The following is an 18,913-nucleotide window of genomic DNA, read 5'->3' as shown; positions in this document are numbered from 1 at the left end:
ACGCTCAACCGTGCGGCCACATCACCACGTAGGCACTGAGCAAGGCAGCCACGACCATCGCAGCCAGCACCGCGTACTGCACCGGACGTCGTACGAACAGATAGTGGTCCGAGAGCGTGCGTTTCGCCCGCCGCAGCTTTCTCCGCGCGCGATGGACTTTCACGTGAAAGCCGCCAAGCGTTTCCACTACTCAGATACTTTGCCGGACAGGCGATTTCGATCGCGTCGAGCGATCGGCGATACTCGGTAGACCGCAGTGCGCATAGGCATACCGCAATTCCTATCGGCGACAGACGTCGGGCGCGTCTAGCCTCATCGGCAGTACACGGCTGTTGGCCGACCATGAATAACATATCGAGGCGCGACCGAGCCCACCGCGCCGAATTGGCTTGCGGTGGGCTCGATTTCAATGTAGCGCGATGGGTTAGCAGCATCACCCGGCTACGGTGGCTCCGGCACAGGGCCGGAGCCACCGAGTCGGCTATTGACTACTGACCGTTCTGTCCGTCCCCACCATTGGTGGTGGTACCCGTGCCGCCCTTGCCGCCGGGGCCTGGCCGACTGCCGAACACGCCGCCACCGCCGCCGCCGTTGCCACCCTTGCCTCCGGTGCCAATGCCGGTGACCGACGTTCCCTTGCCGCCGGGACCGCCAGCGCCGCCGGAGCCGGTGTATGCGCCACCGCCGCCGCCGTTTCCGCCGAGACCGCCGGTGCCATTACCGCTCACCGATGTACCACCACCAGCGGTGCCGCCCTTACCGCCGTTACCGGCGAAGGTGCCGCTCCGGCCGGCATTGCCGCCGTCACCGCCGATACCGTTGCCGGTACCGGACGTGCCGCTGCCGCCATTGCCGCCATTGCCGCCGTTGCCACCCATGCCAGAGGCTGCGCCCCTGCCGCCGGTTCCGCCGGTAGCGGTACCGGCCGTCGAGACGACCGAACCGCCAGTACCGCCGTTACCGCCGTTGCCGACGGCTCCGGACACGCCGCCGTCGCCACCGGCGCCCCCAGTGGCATTTCCGGTCGCCCCCAGGTTGGAGCTGCCGTTGCCGCCGTTGCCGCCGTTGCCGTAGAACTGGCCACCGGAGCCGCCGTTACCGCCGTCGTAGGGCGTGCCCAGCAGAGGGTCGACGACGGCGTTGCCGCCGTTGCCGCCGAAGCCGACTCCGCCGGAATTACCGCCGTCGCCGCCGGCGCCACCGAGCACGCTGCCGTTACCGCCGTTACCACCGTTGCCGTAGAAGCCGCCGTTGCCACCCCGGCCGCCGCTGGCGATCGTCGCGGGATTCCCCGCGCCACCGTCGCCGCCGTTGCCGTAGATCAGGCCGCCGTTGCCCCCGTTGCCAGCGGTGATACTGCTCCCGCCGTTGCCGAATAGCCCTGCGTTGCCACCGTTTCCTGCGCCGGCGGTACCGCCGTTGCCTGCGAACAATCCGCCGTTGCCGCCGTTTCCGCCGGCAACACTGTTGCCGCCGTTGCCGATGAATCCCGCGTTGCCGCCATTGCCGAGCAAGCTGTTGCCGCCGGATCCGTAGAACAGTCCGCCGTTGCCGCCAGCCTGGCCGGGCAGCACACCGGCCGCGCCGTTGCCGATCAGGAAGCCACCGTTTTGACCCGGCAGCGTGCCGTCACCGATCATCCCGGCGGTGAAGACCAGGGTCAGCGGATTGGCGAGGATGGGCTCCGCGAACGCATTGATGATCGTGATCGGATCAAGGCCGGGGATACCGGGCGCGGCATTCGCTTGCACGAGTGCTTGGGTGACCTTGCCGCCACCGGCGTCACCAATCAGCGGGGCGGCGGCGGGCAGGCCGGTACAGAGCTGAGCAAGGTTGCAAGCTGGTGCGGCCGACGCTGTCGCGGCCGCAAATGTGCCGGATATCCCGGCAGTCAAGGCGGCGCCGATCATGGCACCCCCAGCGGCCCGCTTGGCCACTGTGGCGCGAGTAGTTTCTGATTTACGGTGTTTGCCCATGGCAATTAGTGCGGACATGGTGAATTCCCCTTCGGAGCTCTGATGTCTGATCCGGTGATTGATGCACTTATGGATGCGAAATAGCTGCGACACAGCAGTGCCCAGCTAGGCAGATTGGACCCCTGGCCACAGTGCCTACGCTTTAAGCACCGCGATCAGTCACAGGAGCTCCTGTTGTGCAGGCCCACGCCCGACCATGTCGTTCGCCTGAGCTCGGCCCACGCGAACAGCATGACCGTAACAGTTAGCTGCGGGCGGAATAATCGAATCGCGTCAATATTTTTTCTAAACTTTGACGCAGCGACCGAAGTGCAATTATTTGCGTGTGACAATAATCGAACTTATTTACCTAATTAAACAAATCTACTTGCATCATTAATTAACTCTGCAACAGCCACCCACTACTCCCAGACTGCCGGCGCGCCGTACTGCTGCAGTGGCCACGCGTTCGATGAGCGGTGCGTCCGACGAATTTGCCTTAGCGAGCTGCAGACGGGCGCCACACGAGATCAGGCCGCTGTGGGCATCTCCGTGGCCGGGCGGTGTTTGACCTCGCGGCGGATCATCGAGCGGGTGGCTTTCTCGAGAATGTCTTGGACAGTGTCGGGCCGGCGTGCACGCGACGCTCGCCGGCAGGCCACCGCGATCGTATTCCCGCGCTCATATGCACGCACGACGCGCGGGTCGACGTAGGCGCTGCGCGCCACCGCGGGCGTGTTTCCCAGGGACTCAGCGACTTCCTTCATCACCACCGCGGTCACCTTTTTGGCGATGCGTCCGCTGACGGCGGGATCGGCCAGCGCGAAGGAGCGCGCGGCCAGCACCGTGCCATGCCAGGTCCGCAGATCCTTGACGCTGTACTCGTCGCCGACGAGTTCTTTGAATCGGGCATTGAGGTCTTCAGCATGGATGTCCGTCCAACCGGATGACGTGCGGCACACCAGAAGCCGATCGGTACGCTCGGGGCGACGCAATAGTGCCCGGACCGCGCGGGCCACCTCTGCATCCTCGATTTCGCAGGCGCGCTGCACGCCGCTTTTAGCCGGATAGTCGAAGCACACGACGTTCCCGCGCGCCACCACATGATCACAGAGCAACGTGGCCAGCCCGTAGGAGTCGTTGTCCTCGGCATACTGTTCGCCACCGGCCCGGAAATAGCCGCGGTCGACCAATACCAGAGCCAAAGCCAGCACTTGATCACGTTGCAGCCCACGACAACTCAGATCCGCCGCGATCTGCGCCCGCAGGTCGGGCAACTTCGCAGACAATTCGAGCACGCGGTCGAACTTCTCCTCGGCCCGCTCGTCCTGCCAGCCCTGGTGATACAGATACTGCCGGCGACCGGCCACATCGGTGCCCACCGCCTGGATATGGCCGTTGGGCCACGGTGAGATCCACACCTTCTTCCACGCCGGTGGGATCACCAGGTCCTTGATCCGGGCAAGCGTCGCCGGGTCGTCAACCCTGGCGCCGTCGGACTCGTGGTAGGCGAATCCGGTTCCACTCCGTTTACGAGTGATGCCGGGCTTGTCGAGAACGCTGCGCCGTAGTCGCACCGGAACCTCCAGAGCCAACAGGAATCTTCCGACAGCGAGTAGCCCGAATTGACGCGTTCCTAAACGCTGCGCACCCAGCCTCAGGCCACGGCCCCAGATGCGCCGGTTTTAGAGCGCTTCGAGATAGCCGCGATTCTTGCCTCAGCCGAGTGTGCGGACGCGACATCCCTGGCCGCCATCGCTGCCCGGCGAGGACTGAGAGGCAGCGTGGGCGAGGCAGATTCGGCATTCTCCAGACGCTCCCTGAGGCCGGCGATCGCCCGCTTCAGAATGCGGGAGACGTGCATCTGCGAAACGCCGATCTGCTCGGCGATCTGCGATTGCGTCATGTTCTCAAAGAACCGCAGTGCCAATACGGCCTGCTCGCGTTCCGGCAGGGCTGCCAGCAGTGGGCGAAGGGTCTGCACGTTGAGCATCCGATCGATGTTGACGTCGTCGGCCCCGAGCCGTTCGGCCAACGCCAGACCGTCATCGCCGGCACCCGTGGGCACATCGGTCGACTGGGTGGAGTACGCATCGGCAGCGATGAGGCCTTCGACGACATCCTCACGATCCATTCCCAGGTACTCGGCAAGCTCAGTCGCATTCGGCGAGTGCCCGAGAGTTTGAGAGAGCTCCGAGCGGCCTCGTTGGAGTTGGACGTGCAATTCCTTGAGGCGGCGTGGCACCCGCAGCGACCAGCTGTAGTCACGGAAGTACCGGCGGACCTCCCCCATCATGGTGGGCACGGCGAATGACAGAAAATCGGAACCGGTCTCGACATCGAATCGGTTCACGGCCTGGACGAGACCCACCCGCGCCACCTGGACAAGGTCCTCGTATGGCTGGCCTCGATTAGCGAACCGGCGGGCGATGTGGTTGGCCAGCGGCAAGCATCGCTCGATGATGGCGTCGCGTTGTCGGACGTGTGCGGTTGTCCCAGGATCCAGCGTCGCCAGTTGGCGGAACATCGGAAGGACGTCAGCGTATTCAGGATCCGTGACGTGCTGGCTCATCATCATCCCCTTTCCGCCGCCGCGAGGGCATCACCTCACGGTGGGTACCGACTGAAGTTGACGAGCGCGCTTATTCCCCGGATGTCGCCAACCGAAACGTTCGTTACCGAACCACGAGCACCGGACACTCCGCGTGATGGATCAGGGTCTGGCTGACCGAGCCAAGGAGCAAGTCGGCGAGCTTCCCACGGCCGTGACTGCCGACGACCAGCAGCTGGGCTTCCCGGGACAGATCGGTGAGTCCCTTTGCCGGGCTGATGTCCTGAAAAACCTTGGTCACGTGCGCGTTCCGGTACTTATGGGCCAACGGTGCGACCAACTCGTCCATCCGTTGGCGCTGCCGGGACTGCAACACATCGAGCAGCTGCCAGTCCATCATCCCCTCGCCGCCGAGATCGCCCATACCGACCGCCGCGCCGAGTTCCCACATATGCACCACCGTCAGCTGTGCATGCAGCATGTCGGCGATGTCGAACGCTTCTGCCAGCGCGCGCGTCGAGTCATCGGACTCATCGATGCCAACGACGACGGGTAGCGGCTTGCCGGTCCGCTTGGCGACCGGCTGCCGCCAGACCACGACGGAACAGTGGGACCGATGCGCGACCCTTACGGCGTGCCCACCAAGCGCGGGATGGTCCCCGGCACCCGCGCCCACCACCAGAAGCCGGGCGGATTGCGAGGCGTCTGCGAGGGCTGTCGCGACCGCGTCCTTGACGGTCGCCGCGCGGATCGCCAGATCTGGATGCGTCGAACGCACGGCCGTCTCCGCCGCGGCGAGCACCCTGTCGCTGTCCGTGCTTCGGTCGAGTCCGGCGGGTGGGTCGGCGCTGGCGAAATGCCAGTCCAGCTTGGGGACCGCGTGCAAGAGCGTCAGCGGAAGAGCATGTCTGCTGGCGAACTCCGCGGCCCACCGGGCGGCGCCGAGCGCGGTATCCGATCCGTCGATACCTACGACAACGGCCGACTGGACGGCCGACTGGTTGGCTGCGGTAGTCATGCCTGGACCCTATTCGGCCTCGGTGAGTCGCGTGACCAGGCCCCGGTCGCCGTCCACCCTGACACGATCGCCGGTCTTGAGCACCTGGGTGGCCACAAGGGTGTTGACGACGCAGGGCAGCCCATATTCCCGGGCGACCACCGCGCCGTGCGATACCGAGCTGCCGATGTCGGTGACCAGCGCGGCGATCACGGTGAAGTACGGAGTCCAGCCGACGTCGGTGACGGGTGCGACGAGTATCTCCCCACGCTGTACTTCGCGCGCATCCTTGATCGATTTCGCCACCCGCACAAGGCCTTCCACCGTCCCCCTGCTGGCAGGCCGTCCCACGATCTGACCGTCGTCAAGCGCACTCAGTGGTCGAGCGAGGATCGGCGCGGGCCGTCCGACCGAGACATCCTCGAACTCCAGTGACTGCTGGAACCCCAAGGCATGTCGGCGCTGCAGCGCACGCTGCACGAGGTCGGCGATATCGGCATTACCGACCACGGTGGCCAATTCCGCGCGATCGAAGAAGAAGACCAAGTCGGCGTCGGGAAGGCGCCCGGACTCGGCCAGCACATCACCGAGATGGCGGTACCCGAGTTTCAGGCGATGCGCCATCAGCGCCATCTTCGATTTGGTCTCCTCACGTCCGCGGGCGCCGCCCTGGGCCAGGCGCGCCAGCAGCCGGACCGTCCGCGACTCGGGTGTCTCGACAACTTTGCGTGTCGGAGCCGCACCGGTGGATTCACGGGCCGACTGCACCATGACCTGCATCATCGAACCTAGCCCCTCGGCGTCCTCGGCCCACGCGGGGTCACGCATGCACAATTCGCGGTATCCGCGGTGTCCGTGTCGAATGAGGAACTGCCGCAACGCCACCGCGCCGGGATTGTTCGCGTTCCGCAACCGGGTCAGCGCATCCGCTGGGGCCGCAGCGAGAAACTCGCCCGCGACGGTCTCGTCGTCGGCGATCTTCCCCACCACCGCATGCAGTTCCTCAACCATCATCGCGCTCTCGACATCGGCCGCGCCCGCCATCAGCCGGGCGGCCTGCGCTTGACCCTCGTTCTCATCGCGGCCGTTCTTCACCGCATCACGTACCAGGTAGCTCTCCAGCACGTTCGCGCCCACCGCCGCCCGCGATGACGACCGGACGTGGACCAAGGTGACGTGGCTGTACAGTTCGACACCCGACTCCAGCTGCCGCAGCACGCTTTTGGCGTCGCGAGAAGCCGGGATGGGCCACGCGGCGATCTGATCGCCCAGGCGCCGGATCGCCGGCCCCGCAAACAGCGAATACGACGTCAACCGGACCGTGTTGATCAGCTTGGAAGCGAACGGTTTTGGTGCCATGGGCTCGAGTTCATCGACCACCCGACCGCAGATAGACATGGAGAACTGCTCCAACGAGTTCCCAAGAATGCCCGAACTCAGGGCAGTCCCTTCGGTCATGTTCAAGAACATGTGCCCGTAGAAGTAGCCCACTTGAAGCCACTGCTTGTCGTAGCGGTCCTGCGCCCGCGCCACGACTTGGGTCATCTGCATGGCGTAGTCGATCGCGTGCCCTGACACCGATGCGGTGAGCGGACAGAACGCCCCGGGCATCATCTCCCCGATGTTGCATCGGGTGTACACGTGCGACGGGCCGGCCACCGGAGTATCCATCTCGTTGAGATCCCCGGGCAGCGTGGTGATCGGCCGGGCCTGCAGCCACCGCAGCTGCCCGGCTTTGTCGATCGCCCATTCCAGATCCATCGGCCTGGCCCAGTGCTCGGCGGCGCGCAGTGCGCCGGCGCGGATCTGGGCAACTTCCTCATCGGACAGGACGGGGACGTCACCGACCTCACGCACCGCTTGGGCACCGTCGGATGTCAACACGAGATGATCGGAGGTGGCGGATCCGTCGACGAGCGCTTCCCCGAGCCCGGCGATGGCATCGATCACCATGAGATCCCTACGGCCGGTGGTGGGGTCTGCGGTGAAGACCACTCCGGCCGCGCGGGCATCGACCATGTGTTGGACGACGACATGCATGGTGACCGCACCACGGCCTTCATCGTGGGCGCCGTAAGCGGAGGCACGTTCGGACCTGACGGAAGCAACGCATTGGCGGACGGCCGCGGCGAACCCGTCGAGCGAATCCACCCCGAGCACGGTGTCGTACTGTCCGGCGAACGACTGCTCGGCGCCGTCCTCTCCGGTCGCCGAGGACCTGACCGCCACCGGTGACGAACCCGTCGCCTGCATCTGAGTGAAGCGGGCTATTACTTCGCCTGAAAGGGTCAGCGATGAGGCGTGCGCGATGACGAAACCCCTTGGGACAGAAAGCCCGAGACGCGTCAATTCGGCCAGCCCCAGCGCCTTACCACCGAACCGGTCATCGGTGATCTCGCCGAACTCAGTGGTGTGCATTCGTCAGCCCAACGCGTCGATGATCTCGGCCAGTGCTTCAACAGCGATAGGCCCGGGTTGATAAAGACAGATCCGGTCCGATACGCCGTCCACGCGGTCCCGGATGTGCGCGGCCACCTCGGCCGGGGTACCGCAGGCCGCGATCGTGTGGAGGATCTCGTCGTCGATCAGCGTGGCCATCTCCTGCCACCGACCCTGTTTGGACATGGCGTTCAGCTCGGGTTGCAGGTCGCCCCAGCCATGCGCGTCCAGCACCGGCCGGTAGGCGGGTGTGGAGCCGTAGAACGCCAGCAGCATCCGTGTTGCGGTGTGATCCTCGCCGACCGACACGATGATCTCGGGAACTATCGCGAGGTCATCGGCTTCTCGGCCCGCGGCGGCCAGTCCGTCGCGAACGGCGGGCATGGTCTTCTCGTGCAGGAACCGCTTCGACCCGAACGGCATCACCAGCAGACCGTCGGCCACTTCGGCTGTGGCCCTGGTCATTCGCGGGCCCAGCGCCCCGAGATAGATCGGCGGCGGCCCGAACGCGTTGGGCCCGGGATTGAAGGTCGGCGTCATCAACGTATGCCGGTAGTACTCACCGCGAAAGTCGAGCCGCTCGCCGGTGTGCCAGGCGGCGAAGATCGCTCGCAGCGCGCCGACCATCTCTTTGATGCGGGCCACCGGGTGGTCGAACTCCGCGCCGTAGTGCTTCTCGATCTGCGCGCGAATCTGGGTGCCAAGGCCGAGGATGAACCGGCCCTCGGAGATCTCTTGAAGGTCATGTGCCTGATGGGCCAGCTGTATCGGGTTGCGGGGCAACGCAATAGCGACATTGGTCATCAGATCCAGGCCTTTGACCGTCGAGGCCAACACCAACGGGGTGAAGACCTCCCGCGGACCCTCAAATGTGAACACCCCCGATGCCCCGGCTTCGCGCAGCAGTGCCGCCCGTTCGACCGCGCCATTCGGGTCGAACAGGGCTGTCATGACCTTCACGGGGTCGCCGTTGCCAGCACGTCGGTCCAGTCGGAGAATCCCGACGGGTGGTGCGGACCGATGACGGCATGCTCGAACAGTCCCACCCCGTGCTGTGTGCTGCCGTCGGGTTCGGTGCAGACAGCTTGACCGACATGGTCGATCAAACTGAATGGAGCTCGCGCCATCACGTCGGGATCGGTCAGGTCGTAGGAGACGCGGTCAGCGGAAGGTCCGCCCTTCCATGTGCCATGCGCCCACGAGGAGTCACCGCCGTATCCGGATCCAAAAGCGATGGGGGCGAACAACTTCGACTCCACATCGAGCTGCAGTCGGCTTCCGTCCCTGGTCATCATCTCAATGTGTGCGCCATAAGGGATCCGGGTGCCGGGCGTGTAGTGGATTGTCGCACGCACGCCATCGAGCTGTTCCACCCTGCCGTCTGGCCACCGTCGAGAGCAGTCATACAGGCTGCGATGGCCGTCCGGGTCCTCCTGGATGATCAGGAAAATCTGGTAGTCGTCGAAGGCCAGCGGCAGATACAACCACCACATCCCGCCGAACGCGGTGTCCGGCCGGCCTGCGGGCTCGGGCTCGCCGATGGGCCGGATCCCCCACGACCGGTCCCGGCTGCCCACCGAGGTGTCGGGGGTGACGTCAAGGCGGTCGCCGTCGATGTCGATCCACCCCTCCCAGTTGCCGAGCTGGGCAAAGCGGCACGCCTGCAACGTCACTCGGCGTTCTGAGTGCATGGAATGCGGGTGCTCCAACGCGGCGGGAAACAGGCCACGCCAGCGCAGGTCAACCGAGATACCTTCGGTTTTCGCGACGGTCAGATGCAGTTCCTGCAAGGGTTCGACCACGTCGAGCCGGTACCCGTTGACGTTCTGATTGAGACGGTCACCGTCGATCGCATCGCTGAACCGGACTGCGGTCTGGACGTCGTCACGCCGGATGAGCAGGTAAGCGTCTTTGACACCCAGCCGGGGGTAATAGCCGATCCCGGTCAGCGCCATGAAACGCCCGTCGCGGTCAAGCACATTGAAGTACGAGCGGTCGTAGAAGTTGCGATCCGAGGTGTCCGGGGAGCTGATCGGCACCGGCGCCTGGTGGATGGGGTACTCGTCGAGCGGACTCAGGATCAACAGACTCTCCAAATAACGATACGATGCGAGCTATATTGGAATTATGAGAACAGATCGACCCGAAGATGACAAGGGACCTACCCGGTCATCGGCGGGCCGGCCTCGCGACGGCAAGATCGATGCCGCGATCATTCAGGCCACCCGCGATCTACTCCTCGAGACCGGCTACTCGGCACTGTCGCTGTCGGCCATCGCGGCGCGTGCCGGCACCACCACCGCCGCCATCTACCGGCGCTGGTCGGGCAAGGCGCAGCTGGTGCACGAAGCGATACTGCCTGCCGAAGTCATGGCCATGCCCAGTGCTTCTGGTGACGTCGAGGAGGACATCCGAGCCCTAGTGGGATCGACGCGCACCATGTTCGACCGCCCGGAGGTCCGGGCTGCTCTCCCGGCGTTGATCGCCGATACGGTCGCCGATCCCGATGTGCACAGCAGGATGATCTCCCGGTTCGCCGACGGTCTCGCGACCTTCCGGTCCAGACTCGATCAGCCTGATGACGAGAACGGTGCCGACCTACCCTTGCTGGCCGAGGTGGTCGTCGGCAGCGCGATATTCCGCATCATCATTCGGCACGATGCCCCGCTGGACGCTGCGTGGGTGGACGACCTCACCCAGTTGATCACCTCGGGCTGGTCCACCAAGCCTCGTGGTTCGACGACTCCGTGAAAGCAGACCGCGACCACTCGAGTCGGCGTTTTGCGTGTAGGGGCCGCGAGAGCTCAGCGACCCGACTCACCCGATCTTGGTGATTTTGAGCGGCAGGCTCAGGACGAGTGAGCGGTTGCGTCCGCAGTTTCCGCTGGCGCCTGTGGTTTGGTCTTCGCCGAGCCAGAGATCAGAGATTGGCTGAGATGTGCCGTTTTCGGTGGCTGGGTAGAACTTGTAGACCTGGAGTCCGGGGGCGGTGCTGCCGTCGGGGCACGGTATCCAGTCGGGCACCGGGTGTCGAACGAACCAGGAGTAGCCGCCCTCGGTGTAGACGTCTTCGGTCCACCCCAGCGAGCTGGTGACTTTGCCTGCGCAGGTAATGCCAGTGCTGCACGTCGAGGTCACCGTCCAGGTGCTTCGCACCGTCGGCTGGTCTTGATAGCGGCCGTTCATCTGCGCCCATTCACCGTTTGAGACGACGGTGAATGTTCCGTTCATGGCGTATTGGTCGTAGTCGGCGGCAGATGGCGGCGCCGTTGTCAGCACGGCACCGCCCGCGAGGAGGTATGTGGCACAGGCATTCGTGAGCCGAGTTATGTTCCGCATCAAGCTATCCCGTCGTCATGACGAGGTCGGTCCACGACTTCGGTGCTGCCGGGGCGACGAGGTTCGATTGGGCATACAGGTGTCCGTCGGGTGCCATATAGGAACCGGTTTGGGGGTTGTATCGGGCAACGGCGACGCGTGCCTGCTGTGCGGGCTGGTTGGTGTACGCGCTTGGCGCCACGGGTTGGGCTCCAGACGCCGGCTCAGGCTCTGCGGGTGGAGTTGGCGTGGGCGGGGTTGTTCCGGGTGGCTGGGTGGCCGCGGGTGGCAATGGCGTGCCGTCGAGGGGGCCGAAGATCTGGTTATTGGCGGACACTCGGGCGTCGGGGGGAATTCCCTGTGCGATGAGGTTGGGATCGAGTGGGGCGGGACCCAGCGCGTGCTGACGGAGAGCCAATGGTTCGAAGGGTTTGTCGCTGTCGCAGTCCTGCACGGTGGCGGCACGTTTTCCGGGGTGCTCGATGCAGGGATAGTTGCGAGCGCCGCGGACGGCGATCGGTGAGTCTTGCGGCAGTTTGCAGTAGAGCCCATCGGGTGTGTCGACTTCGGTGGTGTCCGACGGGGCGCGCCAGGCCGAGCGGGGTAGGAATCCGACGGTGCAGGCGGGTGGGTCGGCGATGGTGATGGAGAAGTCGCCCAGTGCATCTCCCGTCGGATTGTTGACCGGTGTCGACGACTGGATTGCGCCGATGTAGGGCGGAAGTAAGACCAGGAGCTGCTCGACAGACTTGTTGTAGGTGACGAGAACTTGGCCGACTGTGGTGAGGTTGGCGAGCAGAACCGGCAGTGTGGGTTTGACTTGATTGAGCAGAGCCGAGACTTCGTCGGCGAACCCGGGGCCGGTGTGCAGCAGTGTCCGCACTTGCGGATCGCTCTGTCTGATCTGGCCGGCGATGCCGGCCAGATTGTGCGCCCAGGTCTTCAACGCGTCGGTGGTCGCTGCTTGCCCATCGAGGAGTGGGCCGCTGTCGTCGATGAGAGCGCGGGTGTGGTCGGCGACGCCGTTGAGGTCGCCGGTGATTCGGGATGAGGAGTCCAGCAGAGAACCGACGTCGTAGCCGGCGCCGTTGAACGCGGTGAACGATTCGTCGAGCAGCGAGTTCAATTTGTCTTTCGGGATGGTCCCAACCAGCGCACTGAGCTGATCCAGCATCGGGCCGACTCGTTGCGGGATTCTGCTCTGCCCCATGCCAATGACCGAGCCGTCATACAGATATGGCGGGGATTGGTCGACCGGTTGCAGGTCGACGTATTGTTCGCCGACGGCCGACACACTGCGCACTTGGGCGATGAGATTAGCGGGGATCTGTTCGTTGGAGTCCAATGACAACGTCGCTTGGGCGTACCTGGCGTCGACGGCTTTGACGTCGGTGACCTTGCCGATCTGAACGCCGCGGTACGTGACGTTGCTCAACGGGTACAGTCCGCCGGCGGCGGGGAGGTCCAGTGTCACGGTGATGCGACCGATACCCAGAAACACCGGCGCCTGCAGGTAGTTGAACACCATCAGCCCCAGTCCGACCACCGAGGCGATCGTGAAGATGACGAGTTGCGTTTTGATGAAACGGGTGAGCATCAGCGGCCTCCGGGTGCGGGTGTCGCGTCAGCTGTGCCATAAGGCCCGGCGAAGACCGGCGATGCGCCTGGCTGCGCCGGTTCGGCGGAGGCAACAGACGGTGGTGGGCTGACCGGCAGTACAACGCCGGGTGGAAGTGCATTCAGCCCGGGTGTCGGCGGATTCCCCGGTACCGGGCCCAGCGGCCCACCCGGGGGCGGCGGAGCCAGCGGTAGGCCCAGTGGGTCGTAGGTGTACTTCTGCCAATACGGTTCGCCGGGGGCAGGAACCAGCGCGGCCTTCTGATCCTCCCACCGGGTGCCCAGCAGCAGTGAGCGTTTGAGCCGGGGCACGGTCAGGTCGATTTGGCCGAAGAAGTTCATGTAGTCACCCCGAACACCGCGCTTGATCAGGTCTTGTCCGAACGGGAACACCGAGCCGAATACCAGGGCGTTGTCGAGGTCTGGCCCCACATCGGCCAGCGCTTGCAAGGTGGGTTGCAGGTTCTGGAGATCTTTGACCAGGTTCGCCTGGGTGTCGTTGACCAAACCAGTGGCGGTGGTGCTGAAGGTGCGCAGTTTGTCCAGTGCCGTGGTGAGGCGGGGACGTTCGCGGATCAGCACGTCGAGTGCCGGCGGAATTTTGTTCAGGGCGCTGGTGATGAGATCTCGCTGTTCGGCGAAGGTCCCCGCCAGTCGATTGAGAGCCTGTATGGAGTCAATGATGTTGTCGCGCTGGCGATCTAGTGTGTCGACGAACGTGTTCAGGCGGGTCAGCAGATCCCGGATGTCGCCTTCGTGGCCGGTTAGGGCGGCAGCGAAGTTGTGGATGACGTCGCCGATCTGGCCCAGTCCCCCGCCGTTGACAACGGCGGCTAGCGACGCCAGGGTCTGTTCGGTCGACGGGTAGGTCGAGGTTTTGTCGAGTTGAATGGTCGCACCGGGATTAAGCCTTCCGGTGGGCGGTTGGCCGAGCGGGGGGTCGAGCGCGATGTGCATCGAGCCAAGCAGGCTGGTCTGGCCGATGCTGGCCTCGGCGTTGGTCGGAACGACGACGTCCGGCTTCACCGACACTTCGACGTCGATGTGCCAGTTGGAGAAGGTCATCTGTCGGACGCTGCCGACGACGACGTCATCGATCATCACCGGCGAATTCGGTTCCAGGGTGCCGACATTGGCGAATTGAATGTGGTAGGCACTGGCGTTGGGGCTTCGTCCGACCGCACCGGGCAATGGTAGGGAATTCAAGCCGTTGAATCCGCAGCCGGACAGCGTCAGTACTGCACAGCTGGCGATGACCGCCAGCGTGCGGCTGCGTTGCCGATTGGTCATGAGGGCGGTACCTCCGCTGCCGGTGCCGGTGCCCGGGTCGCCTCAGCGGGCAGCAGCATGTCATTCAGGCTTCGCGACTGCGGAACCGGGGCCCCCGGGTAGAGGGCCGGAGAGGGGTCGGCGGGCAGGTGATCGGGCGCCGAGGAGCCCGGGGCGACTGCTGGTGGCGCGCCGTATCCGGGTGGGGGCGCTTGGTCGTTGAGGCCGGTATAGGCGGAGATCGCTGGCGGCACATCGGGTGCGGCAGGTTTCGGCCCGCTCCCGCCGGGGGCGAGGTTCGGCTCGGAGTAGATGAGGTTTTCTGGGCTCGGCGATTTCATCAGGTAGGAGCTGAACGGAAACGGCAGATAATTGAACCCGACCGTGTTGAGTGCCGGACCGAGATATTGGCTGCACAGTTTTGCCGTCTCCCCCGCAGTGACGTCGGCGACGGCTTCGATCGCCTGACACAGGAACGCTCCCGGGTTGGAGAAGTTGTTTAACACGAAGGAGCCGATATTGCTGTGGGTGTCCGGGTTGTAGATGTTGTAGCCGTTGGCGATGGCATTGGGCGTGACATGCAAGATGTTCTCGAGATCGCGCTTGTGGTCGACCAGGGTTTGAGTGACGTTGGTCAGCCTTTGCAGCTGTTCAGCCGTCTGATCGCGGCTGCCTTTGACGAATCGTTGCACGTCACTGACCGCGGCGTTCAAATCTTTCAGGGTGGAGTCGAGGTCGGTGCGGTCGTTGACCACGCTGGTCAGGGTCGCGAAGTGGCCTTGGAATTCGACGATCTGCTGGTTGCTGTCGCGCAGCGTGGTGACGAACGTCTGGAGGTTCTTCAGGATATCGACGATGTTGCCGCTGCCGTCGGCCAGAATCCGCCCCAGTCCGGACAACTCGGCCAGTGTCTGGCGCAGCTTGGCGCCGTTGCCGTCCATCGCGTTGGCCGCGGTGTCGATGAAACGGGACACCGATGTTTCCGAGACGCCGCTGTGCGGTCCTAAATCTGTTGCCAGGCGGGTTAGTTGGGCTTTAACTTCGTCCCATTCCACGGGCACTGCGGTTCGCTCGACCGGGATCACCGCGCCGTCGGCCATGGTGGTACCGGACTTGGCGTAGGCCGGGGCGAGTTGCACGTAACGAGCCGAGATCAGGCTTTGCGCGACGATGACGGCCTTGGCGTCGGCAGGAACCGATATCCGGTGCTCGATGTCAAGGGTCATTTTGGCGTTGGCGCCGGCCGGTTCGATCGCAGCGATGGTCCCCACTTTGACCCCCGAGATGCGGACTTCGTCGCCCGGGTAGATCCCGGTGGCACTCGTGAAATAGGCGGTGATCACCTTCGGCGCGAAATAAAAGTTGCGGATCAGCACGGCGGCACCGGCCAGCAGCAAGACAACCAGCACCACCACGGCCCCCCGCCGTAACCTCCTGGCGTTCATCGTGAACCACCCGGAATCCCGTTGTACGGCAACGGGAGTTCCGCCCGGGGCCCGGCGTTGTCCGGCGGCTGCCCGTTGCTGACGCCGCGTCGGAACCCGAGCGCGTAGTCGAGGAACGGCTGGATAACCTGCGCCGGTATCAGATTGGGGACGTAGGACTGGTAGAAGTACCCGCTGGCCACGGCTTCACCCTGGGTCATTTCGTATTTGGCTAGACCAGGCAGGGTTTTGGCGATGTTGTCGCGGTTCTTTTCCAGCATCGCGGTCACCGAGTTCAGTTTCTGCAATGTGGGTGCCAGCTCTTTCTCGTTGTCGGCGACCAGTCCTGACAGTTCGCGCGACAACGCCGAGGTGCTGGCCAGCAGGCTGACGATGGCTTCACGCCGCTCGTTGAGCATGGCGACCAGGTCATTGGCGTCCAGGATCAGGGTGTTGAGCGCTTCGCTTCGCTCAGCGAGGATGCCGGTGACCGACGCCGCGCTTTTCAGTAGCTCCCGCAGGCTGTCGTTGCGCGCGTTCAAGGACCGCGAGACCTTCGTCAGCCCGTCGAACGTCGGACCCAGCTGGGGCGTGATCTGTTCAATGGTGTCGGACAACGCATCCAACGACGCGTTGATGCCTTCAGTGTCGGTACCCGCGGTGTTCGTGGTGAGGTCGGTAACCGCTTCGGTCAGCGAATACGGCGACGAGGTGCGCGATAGCGGAATGACCGCGCCGCGACGCAGCAGACCGCTGCCTGCGGATTCCAGCGTGAGGATGCGCTGCCCCAGCAGGGTACCGGTCCTGATGTGCGCCGACGTGTCGTTGCCGAGCGTGATCGCACTGTCGACGCTGAAGGTGATCAGCGCCTTCCCTTCCTCGTCGAGCGAAACATCGTCGACCTGACCGACTTTCATTCCCGCCAGCCGGACGTCGTTGCCGGCGGTCAGTCCCCCGGCTTCGGTGAACAGCGCCTGAAATCGCAAGGAGGTGGCCCACGAACTGAGCCGTTCGGGTTGCAGGCCCACAGTGATGACGAGGATGATCAGCACGGCGCCGATGAATCCCGTGCGCACCAGGCGTGATTCGCGGTATTTCAGCATTACTCAGCGCACCTGCCGTTGTCTTGTTTGACGAACGGGAAGACGGCGGTTCGGTTTTGCAGGTCGGTGACGCGGACGGTGAGTTCGCAGATGTAGTAGTTGATCCAGCTTCCGTAGGCGCCCAAGCGCACGAGTTTGCGGTAGTTGTCCGGGGCCGATTGCAGTGCCCCGTCGAGAAGGCCTTTCTGATCGTCGAGTAGGGGCGCCAAGCGGCTCAGTTGATCGATGGTGCCGGCCAACGGCGCGCGGGCCTGGCCGAGCAGATCAGCGATCGATGTTGTGCCGCTGTCGAGGGCGTTGATGGCCTCGCCGATGGGGTCACGGTGGGCGGCCAATTCGGAGACCAACCGCTGGAAACGGTCGATAGCATCGGCGAACTGACTTCCACTGGTGGCGAGCGTGCCGATCACAGCGTTGAGGTTGTCGATGAGCGCTTCGATGATCTGGTTGTTGTCGGCCAGCCCATTGGAAAACGATGCTGTCTTGGTCAGCAACGAGTCCACCGTGTCGCCCTGGCCCTGAAAGATCTGCAGCAGAGCGTTGGTCAATGCGTTGACGTCTTGAGGATTCAGGCCCTGGATGACCGGCTTGAGACCGCCCAGTAGCTGATCGAGGTCCAGCGCCGGTGCAGTCCGGTCGGCGGGGATCTGCGAGCCGGGCTGCATCACTCTGGCTGAGCCTGGTCCGTCGATGAGTTCCAGGAATCGGTCGCCGACCAGGTTGAGGTAGCGGACGGCCGCCTTGGTGCCGCTGCTCAGCACGACGTTGCGGTCAGCGTCGAACGCGACCGTCACGGTGTGATCTGGCCGCATCGAGATGTCGGCGACGGTGCCGACACGCAGACCGCCGGCGCGCACCGAATCACCGGTTTTCAGTCCCGATACGTCGACGAACATTGCGGAGTAGGCGTTGGTCGAACCGTTGCGGTACTGCCCGAAGATCATGAACAGAAATGCGGTCAGCACGACCATGACGACGCCGAAGGCACCGAACTTCAGGATGTGTCCCCGTGTGCCGCTCACCCTGGTTCTCCGATCTGAGCGGTGTTGCGGGCAGGTCCGGGTATCGGTCCGAAGAGCAATTGCTTGAGTCCATCGGAGTTCAGCAGGATGCCTTGATTGCCGTATTGCGCCTGGTTGGTTCCCACATCCGTGACCACGAATGGCGGGCCGGTGTCGAACGGGACGGTCGGTAGCGAGGTGCACTGCGGCCCGCCGGTGGCGGCGACCTTCGGCAGATTCATCGGATAGCGGTACCGCTCACGGCCCAGCAGGAATCCGATGGAGTCGGTGATGCCCGGTTTCTCCAGTGGCGGACCCGATGCGATCGTGGCCAGCGCGCCGATCCCGCAGTTCAGCCCTTGGTGGTACTGGTTGGTCAAATCAGTGGTGGGCACCAACACTCGGAACACGTCGCTGATGCCCGCGCGGTTCGATCCGAGGACGTCGTTGCCGACGTCGGCAAGCCCAATGGTGCTGACGAGGAACGTATCCAGACTGTTCTGTTCCTCGACAACTGTCTGGCCGATGTGTGTCGCGTCATCGAGTGTGGTGACGAAATCGTGGCCGGCGTCGGCGTAGGCGTTGAGCACCTCCGGTGCCGTTTCGGTGTCGTGGGTGAGGTTGGGGAGGCTGGGTTCGAGTTTGGCCAGCAGTGCGTCGAAATCGCTCAGGGTGCGCCCGAGTTGCGGGCCGCGGCCGTTGAATGCCGAGGAGATCGCCCCGAGTGTTTCGTTGAGCTTCTCTGGTTGTATCGCCGACAGCACCGAGGAGAGCTGCTGAAAAATGGTGTTGAACTCGACCGTCACATGCTCTGCGGTCAGCACCTGCCCGGGCCGCAGCGTGTGCGTCGATGGGTTCGGCGGCGCCACAAGGTCAATCGATTTGGCGCCGAAGACCGTCGCCGAGGAGATGTCGACTCTGACGTTGTCCGGAATCTGAGCCAGCTGAGCCGGATCCATGGCCAACAAGATGGCGGCCTGACCGTCGGGACGGTCTTGGATCGACACGACGTTACCCACCGGAACACCGACCAGCTTGACCTTCGCGTCCGGATTCATCACCAGGCCCGCCCGCTGCGACAGAACCGTCAGGGGCACCGTGTCGGCGAAGCTGCCGCGAAACATCCCCGCCGCCACGATCACAATGCCCACGATCGCCACAACCATGGCCAGACCAGACAACGTGCGCGCATGCTCTTTCATCAACTGCCCAAATCCATTACGTCTGCGCGACAACGCA

The 18,913-nt window shown here is 64.2% G+C and carries 15 protein-coding genes and 1 pseudogene; 1 reads left to right on the top strand and 15 read right to left on the bottom strand.

Features of this window, described 5'->3' with window-relative positions; translation table 11 throughout:
• Positions 1–4: 4 nt before the first annotated feature.
• The 8 genes and pseudogenes from SLQ31_RS09370 to SLQ31_RS09335 form a co-directional block, all read right to left on the bottom strand.
• On the bottom strand, positions 5–187 hold the full coding sequence (locus tag SLQ31_RS09370; protein ID WP_319431697.1) for a hypothetical protein: 183 nt from the start codon (positions 185–187) through the stop codon (positions 5–7).
• A 301-nt stretch (positions 188–488) separates the two neighbouring features.
• A complete protein-coding gene (locus SLQ31_RS09365; RefSeq protein ID WP_319431695.1) occupies positions 489–1,937 on the bottom strand; it encodes a hypothetical protein in 1,449 nt (482 codons plus the stop codon).
• Positions 1,938–2,485: 548 nt separating this feature from the next.
• Positions 2,486–3,532 carry a DNA topoisomerase IB gene (locus SLQ31_RS09360; protein WP_319432977.1) on the bottom strand — a complete coding sequence of 349 codons (1,047 nt, stop codon included), beginning with the start codon at positions 3,530–3,532 and terminating at the stop codon, positions 2,486–2,488.
• A gap of 230 nt (positions 3,533–3,762) precedes the next feature.
• Positions 3,763–4,533, bottom strand: a pseudogene (locus SLQ31_RS09355) (SigB/SigF/SigG family RNA polymerase sigma factor); the annotation flags it as partial.
• A 97-nt stretch (positions 4,534–4,630) separates the two neighbouring features.
• A complete protein-coding gene (locus SLQ31_RS09350) occupies positions 4,631–5,524 on the bottom strand; it encodes a universal stress protein (RefSeq protein WP_319431693.1) in 894 nt (297 codons plus the stop codon).
• Positions 5,525–5,533: 9 nt separating this feature from the next.
• Complete coding sequence (locus SLQ31_RS09345; RefSeq protein ID WP_319431692.1) at positions 5,534–7,921, bottom strand: PEP/pyruvate-binding domain-containing protein; 2,388 nt, start codon at positions 7,919–7,921, stop codon at positions 5,534–5,536.
• A gap of 3 nt (positions 7,922–7,924) precedes the next feature.
• A complete protein-coding gene (locus SLQ31_RS09340; protein ID WP_319431690.1) occupies positions 7,925–8,902 on the bottom strand; it encodes a TIGR03617 family F420-dependent LLM class oxidoreductase in 978 nt (325 codons plus the stop codon).
• Positions 8,899–10,026 carry a hypothetical protein gene (locus SLQ31_RS09335; RefSeq protein ID WP_319431688.1) on the bottom strand — a complete coding sequence of 376 codons (1,128 nt, stop codon included), beginning with the start codon at positions 10,024–10,026 and terminating at the stop codon, positions 8,899–8,901. Before SLQ31_RS09335 ends, SLQ31_RS09340 begins: the two co-directional genes overlap by 4 nt.
• 43 nt (positions 10,027–10,069) lie before the next feature.
• Here SLQ31_RS09335 and SLQ31_RS09330 point away from each other — a divergent pair, with 43 nt between their 5' ends.
• Positions 10,070–10,693, top strand: coding sequence for a TetR-like C-terminal domain-containing protein (locus SLQ31_RS09330; RefSeq protein ID WP_319431686.1), 624 nt, complete (start codon positions 10,070–10,072; stop codon positions 10,691–10,693).
• Positions 10,694–10,759: 66 nt separating this feature from the next.
• Here SLQ31_RS09330 and SLQ31_RS09325 read toward each other — a convergent pair whose 3' ends face one another.
• Genes SLQ31_RS09325 through SLQ31_RS09295 form a run of 7 tightly spaced genes read right to left on the bottom strand, consistent with a single transcriptional unit; the run spans position 10,760 to position 18,876 of the window.
• On the bottom strand, positions 10,760–11,281 hold the full coding sequence (locus tag SLQ31_RS09325) for a hypothetical protein (protein WP_319431684.1): 522 nt from the start codon (positions 11,279–11,281) through the stop codon (positions 10,760–10,762).
• 4 nt (positions 11,282–11,285) lie between these two features.
• Positions 11,286–12,857: an MlaD family protein gene (locus SLQ31_RS09320; RefSeq protein ID WP_319431682.1), complete on the bottom strand. Its 1,572-nt coding sequence runs from the start codon at positions 12,855–12,857 to the stop codon at positions 11,286–11,288.
• Positions 12,857–14,167 carry an MCE family protein gene (locus tag SLQ31_RS09315; protein WP_319431680.1) on the bottom strand — a complete coding sequence of 437 codons (1,311 nt, stop codon included), beginning with the start codon at positions 14,165–14,167 and terminating at the stop codon, positions 12,857–12,859. Before SLQ31_RS09315 ends, SLQ31_RS09320 begins: the two co-directional genes overlap by 1 nt.
• Positions 14,164–15,591 (bottom strand): MCE family protein, encoded by a 1,428-nt coding sequence (locus SLQ31_RS09310; protein ID WP_319431678.1) that lies wholly within the window; start codon positions 15,589–15,591, stop codon positions 14,164–14,166. The genes SLQ31_RS09315 and SLQ31_RS09310 overlap by 4 nt, the downstream gene beginning before the upstream one ends.
• On the bottom strand, positions 15,588–16,673 hold the full coding sequence (locus SLQ31_RS09305) for an MCE family protein (protein WP_319431676.1): 1,086 nt from the start codon (positions 16,671–16,673) through the stop codon (positions 15,588–15,590). The genes SLQ31_RS09310 and SLQ31_RS09305 overlap by 4 nt, the downstream gene beginning before the upstream one ends.
• Positions 16,673–17,695: an MCE family protein gene (locus tag SLQ31_RS09300; RefSeq protein ID WP_319431674.1), complete on the bottom strand. Its 1,023-nt coding sequence runs from the start codon at positions 17,693–17,695 to the stop codon at positions 16,673–16,675. The genes SLQ31_RS09305 and SLQ31_RS09300 overlap by 1 nt, the downstream gene beginning before the upstream one ends.
• A complete protein-coding gene (locus SLQ31_RS09295; RefSeq protein ID WP_319431672.1) occupies positions 17,692–18,876 on the bottom strand; it encodes an MCE family protein in 1,185 nt (394 codons plus the stop codon). The genes SLQ31_RS09300 and SLQ31_RS09295 overlap by 4 nt, the downstream gene beginning before the upstream one ends.
• Between the last annotated feature and the right edge of the window lie 37 nt (positions 18,877–18,913).

Origin of the sequence: Mycobacterium sp. RTGN5 (assembly GCF_033804465.1) — a bacterium.
GTDB lineage: Bacteria > Actinomycetota > Actinomycetes > Mycobacteriales > Mycobacteriaceae > Mycobacterium.
This window is presented reverse-complemented; position numbering and strand designations above follow the sequence as displayed.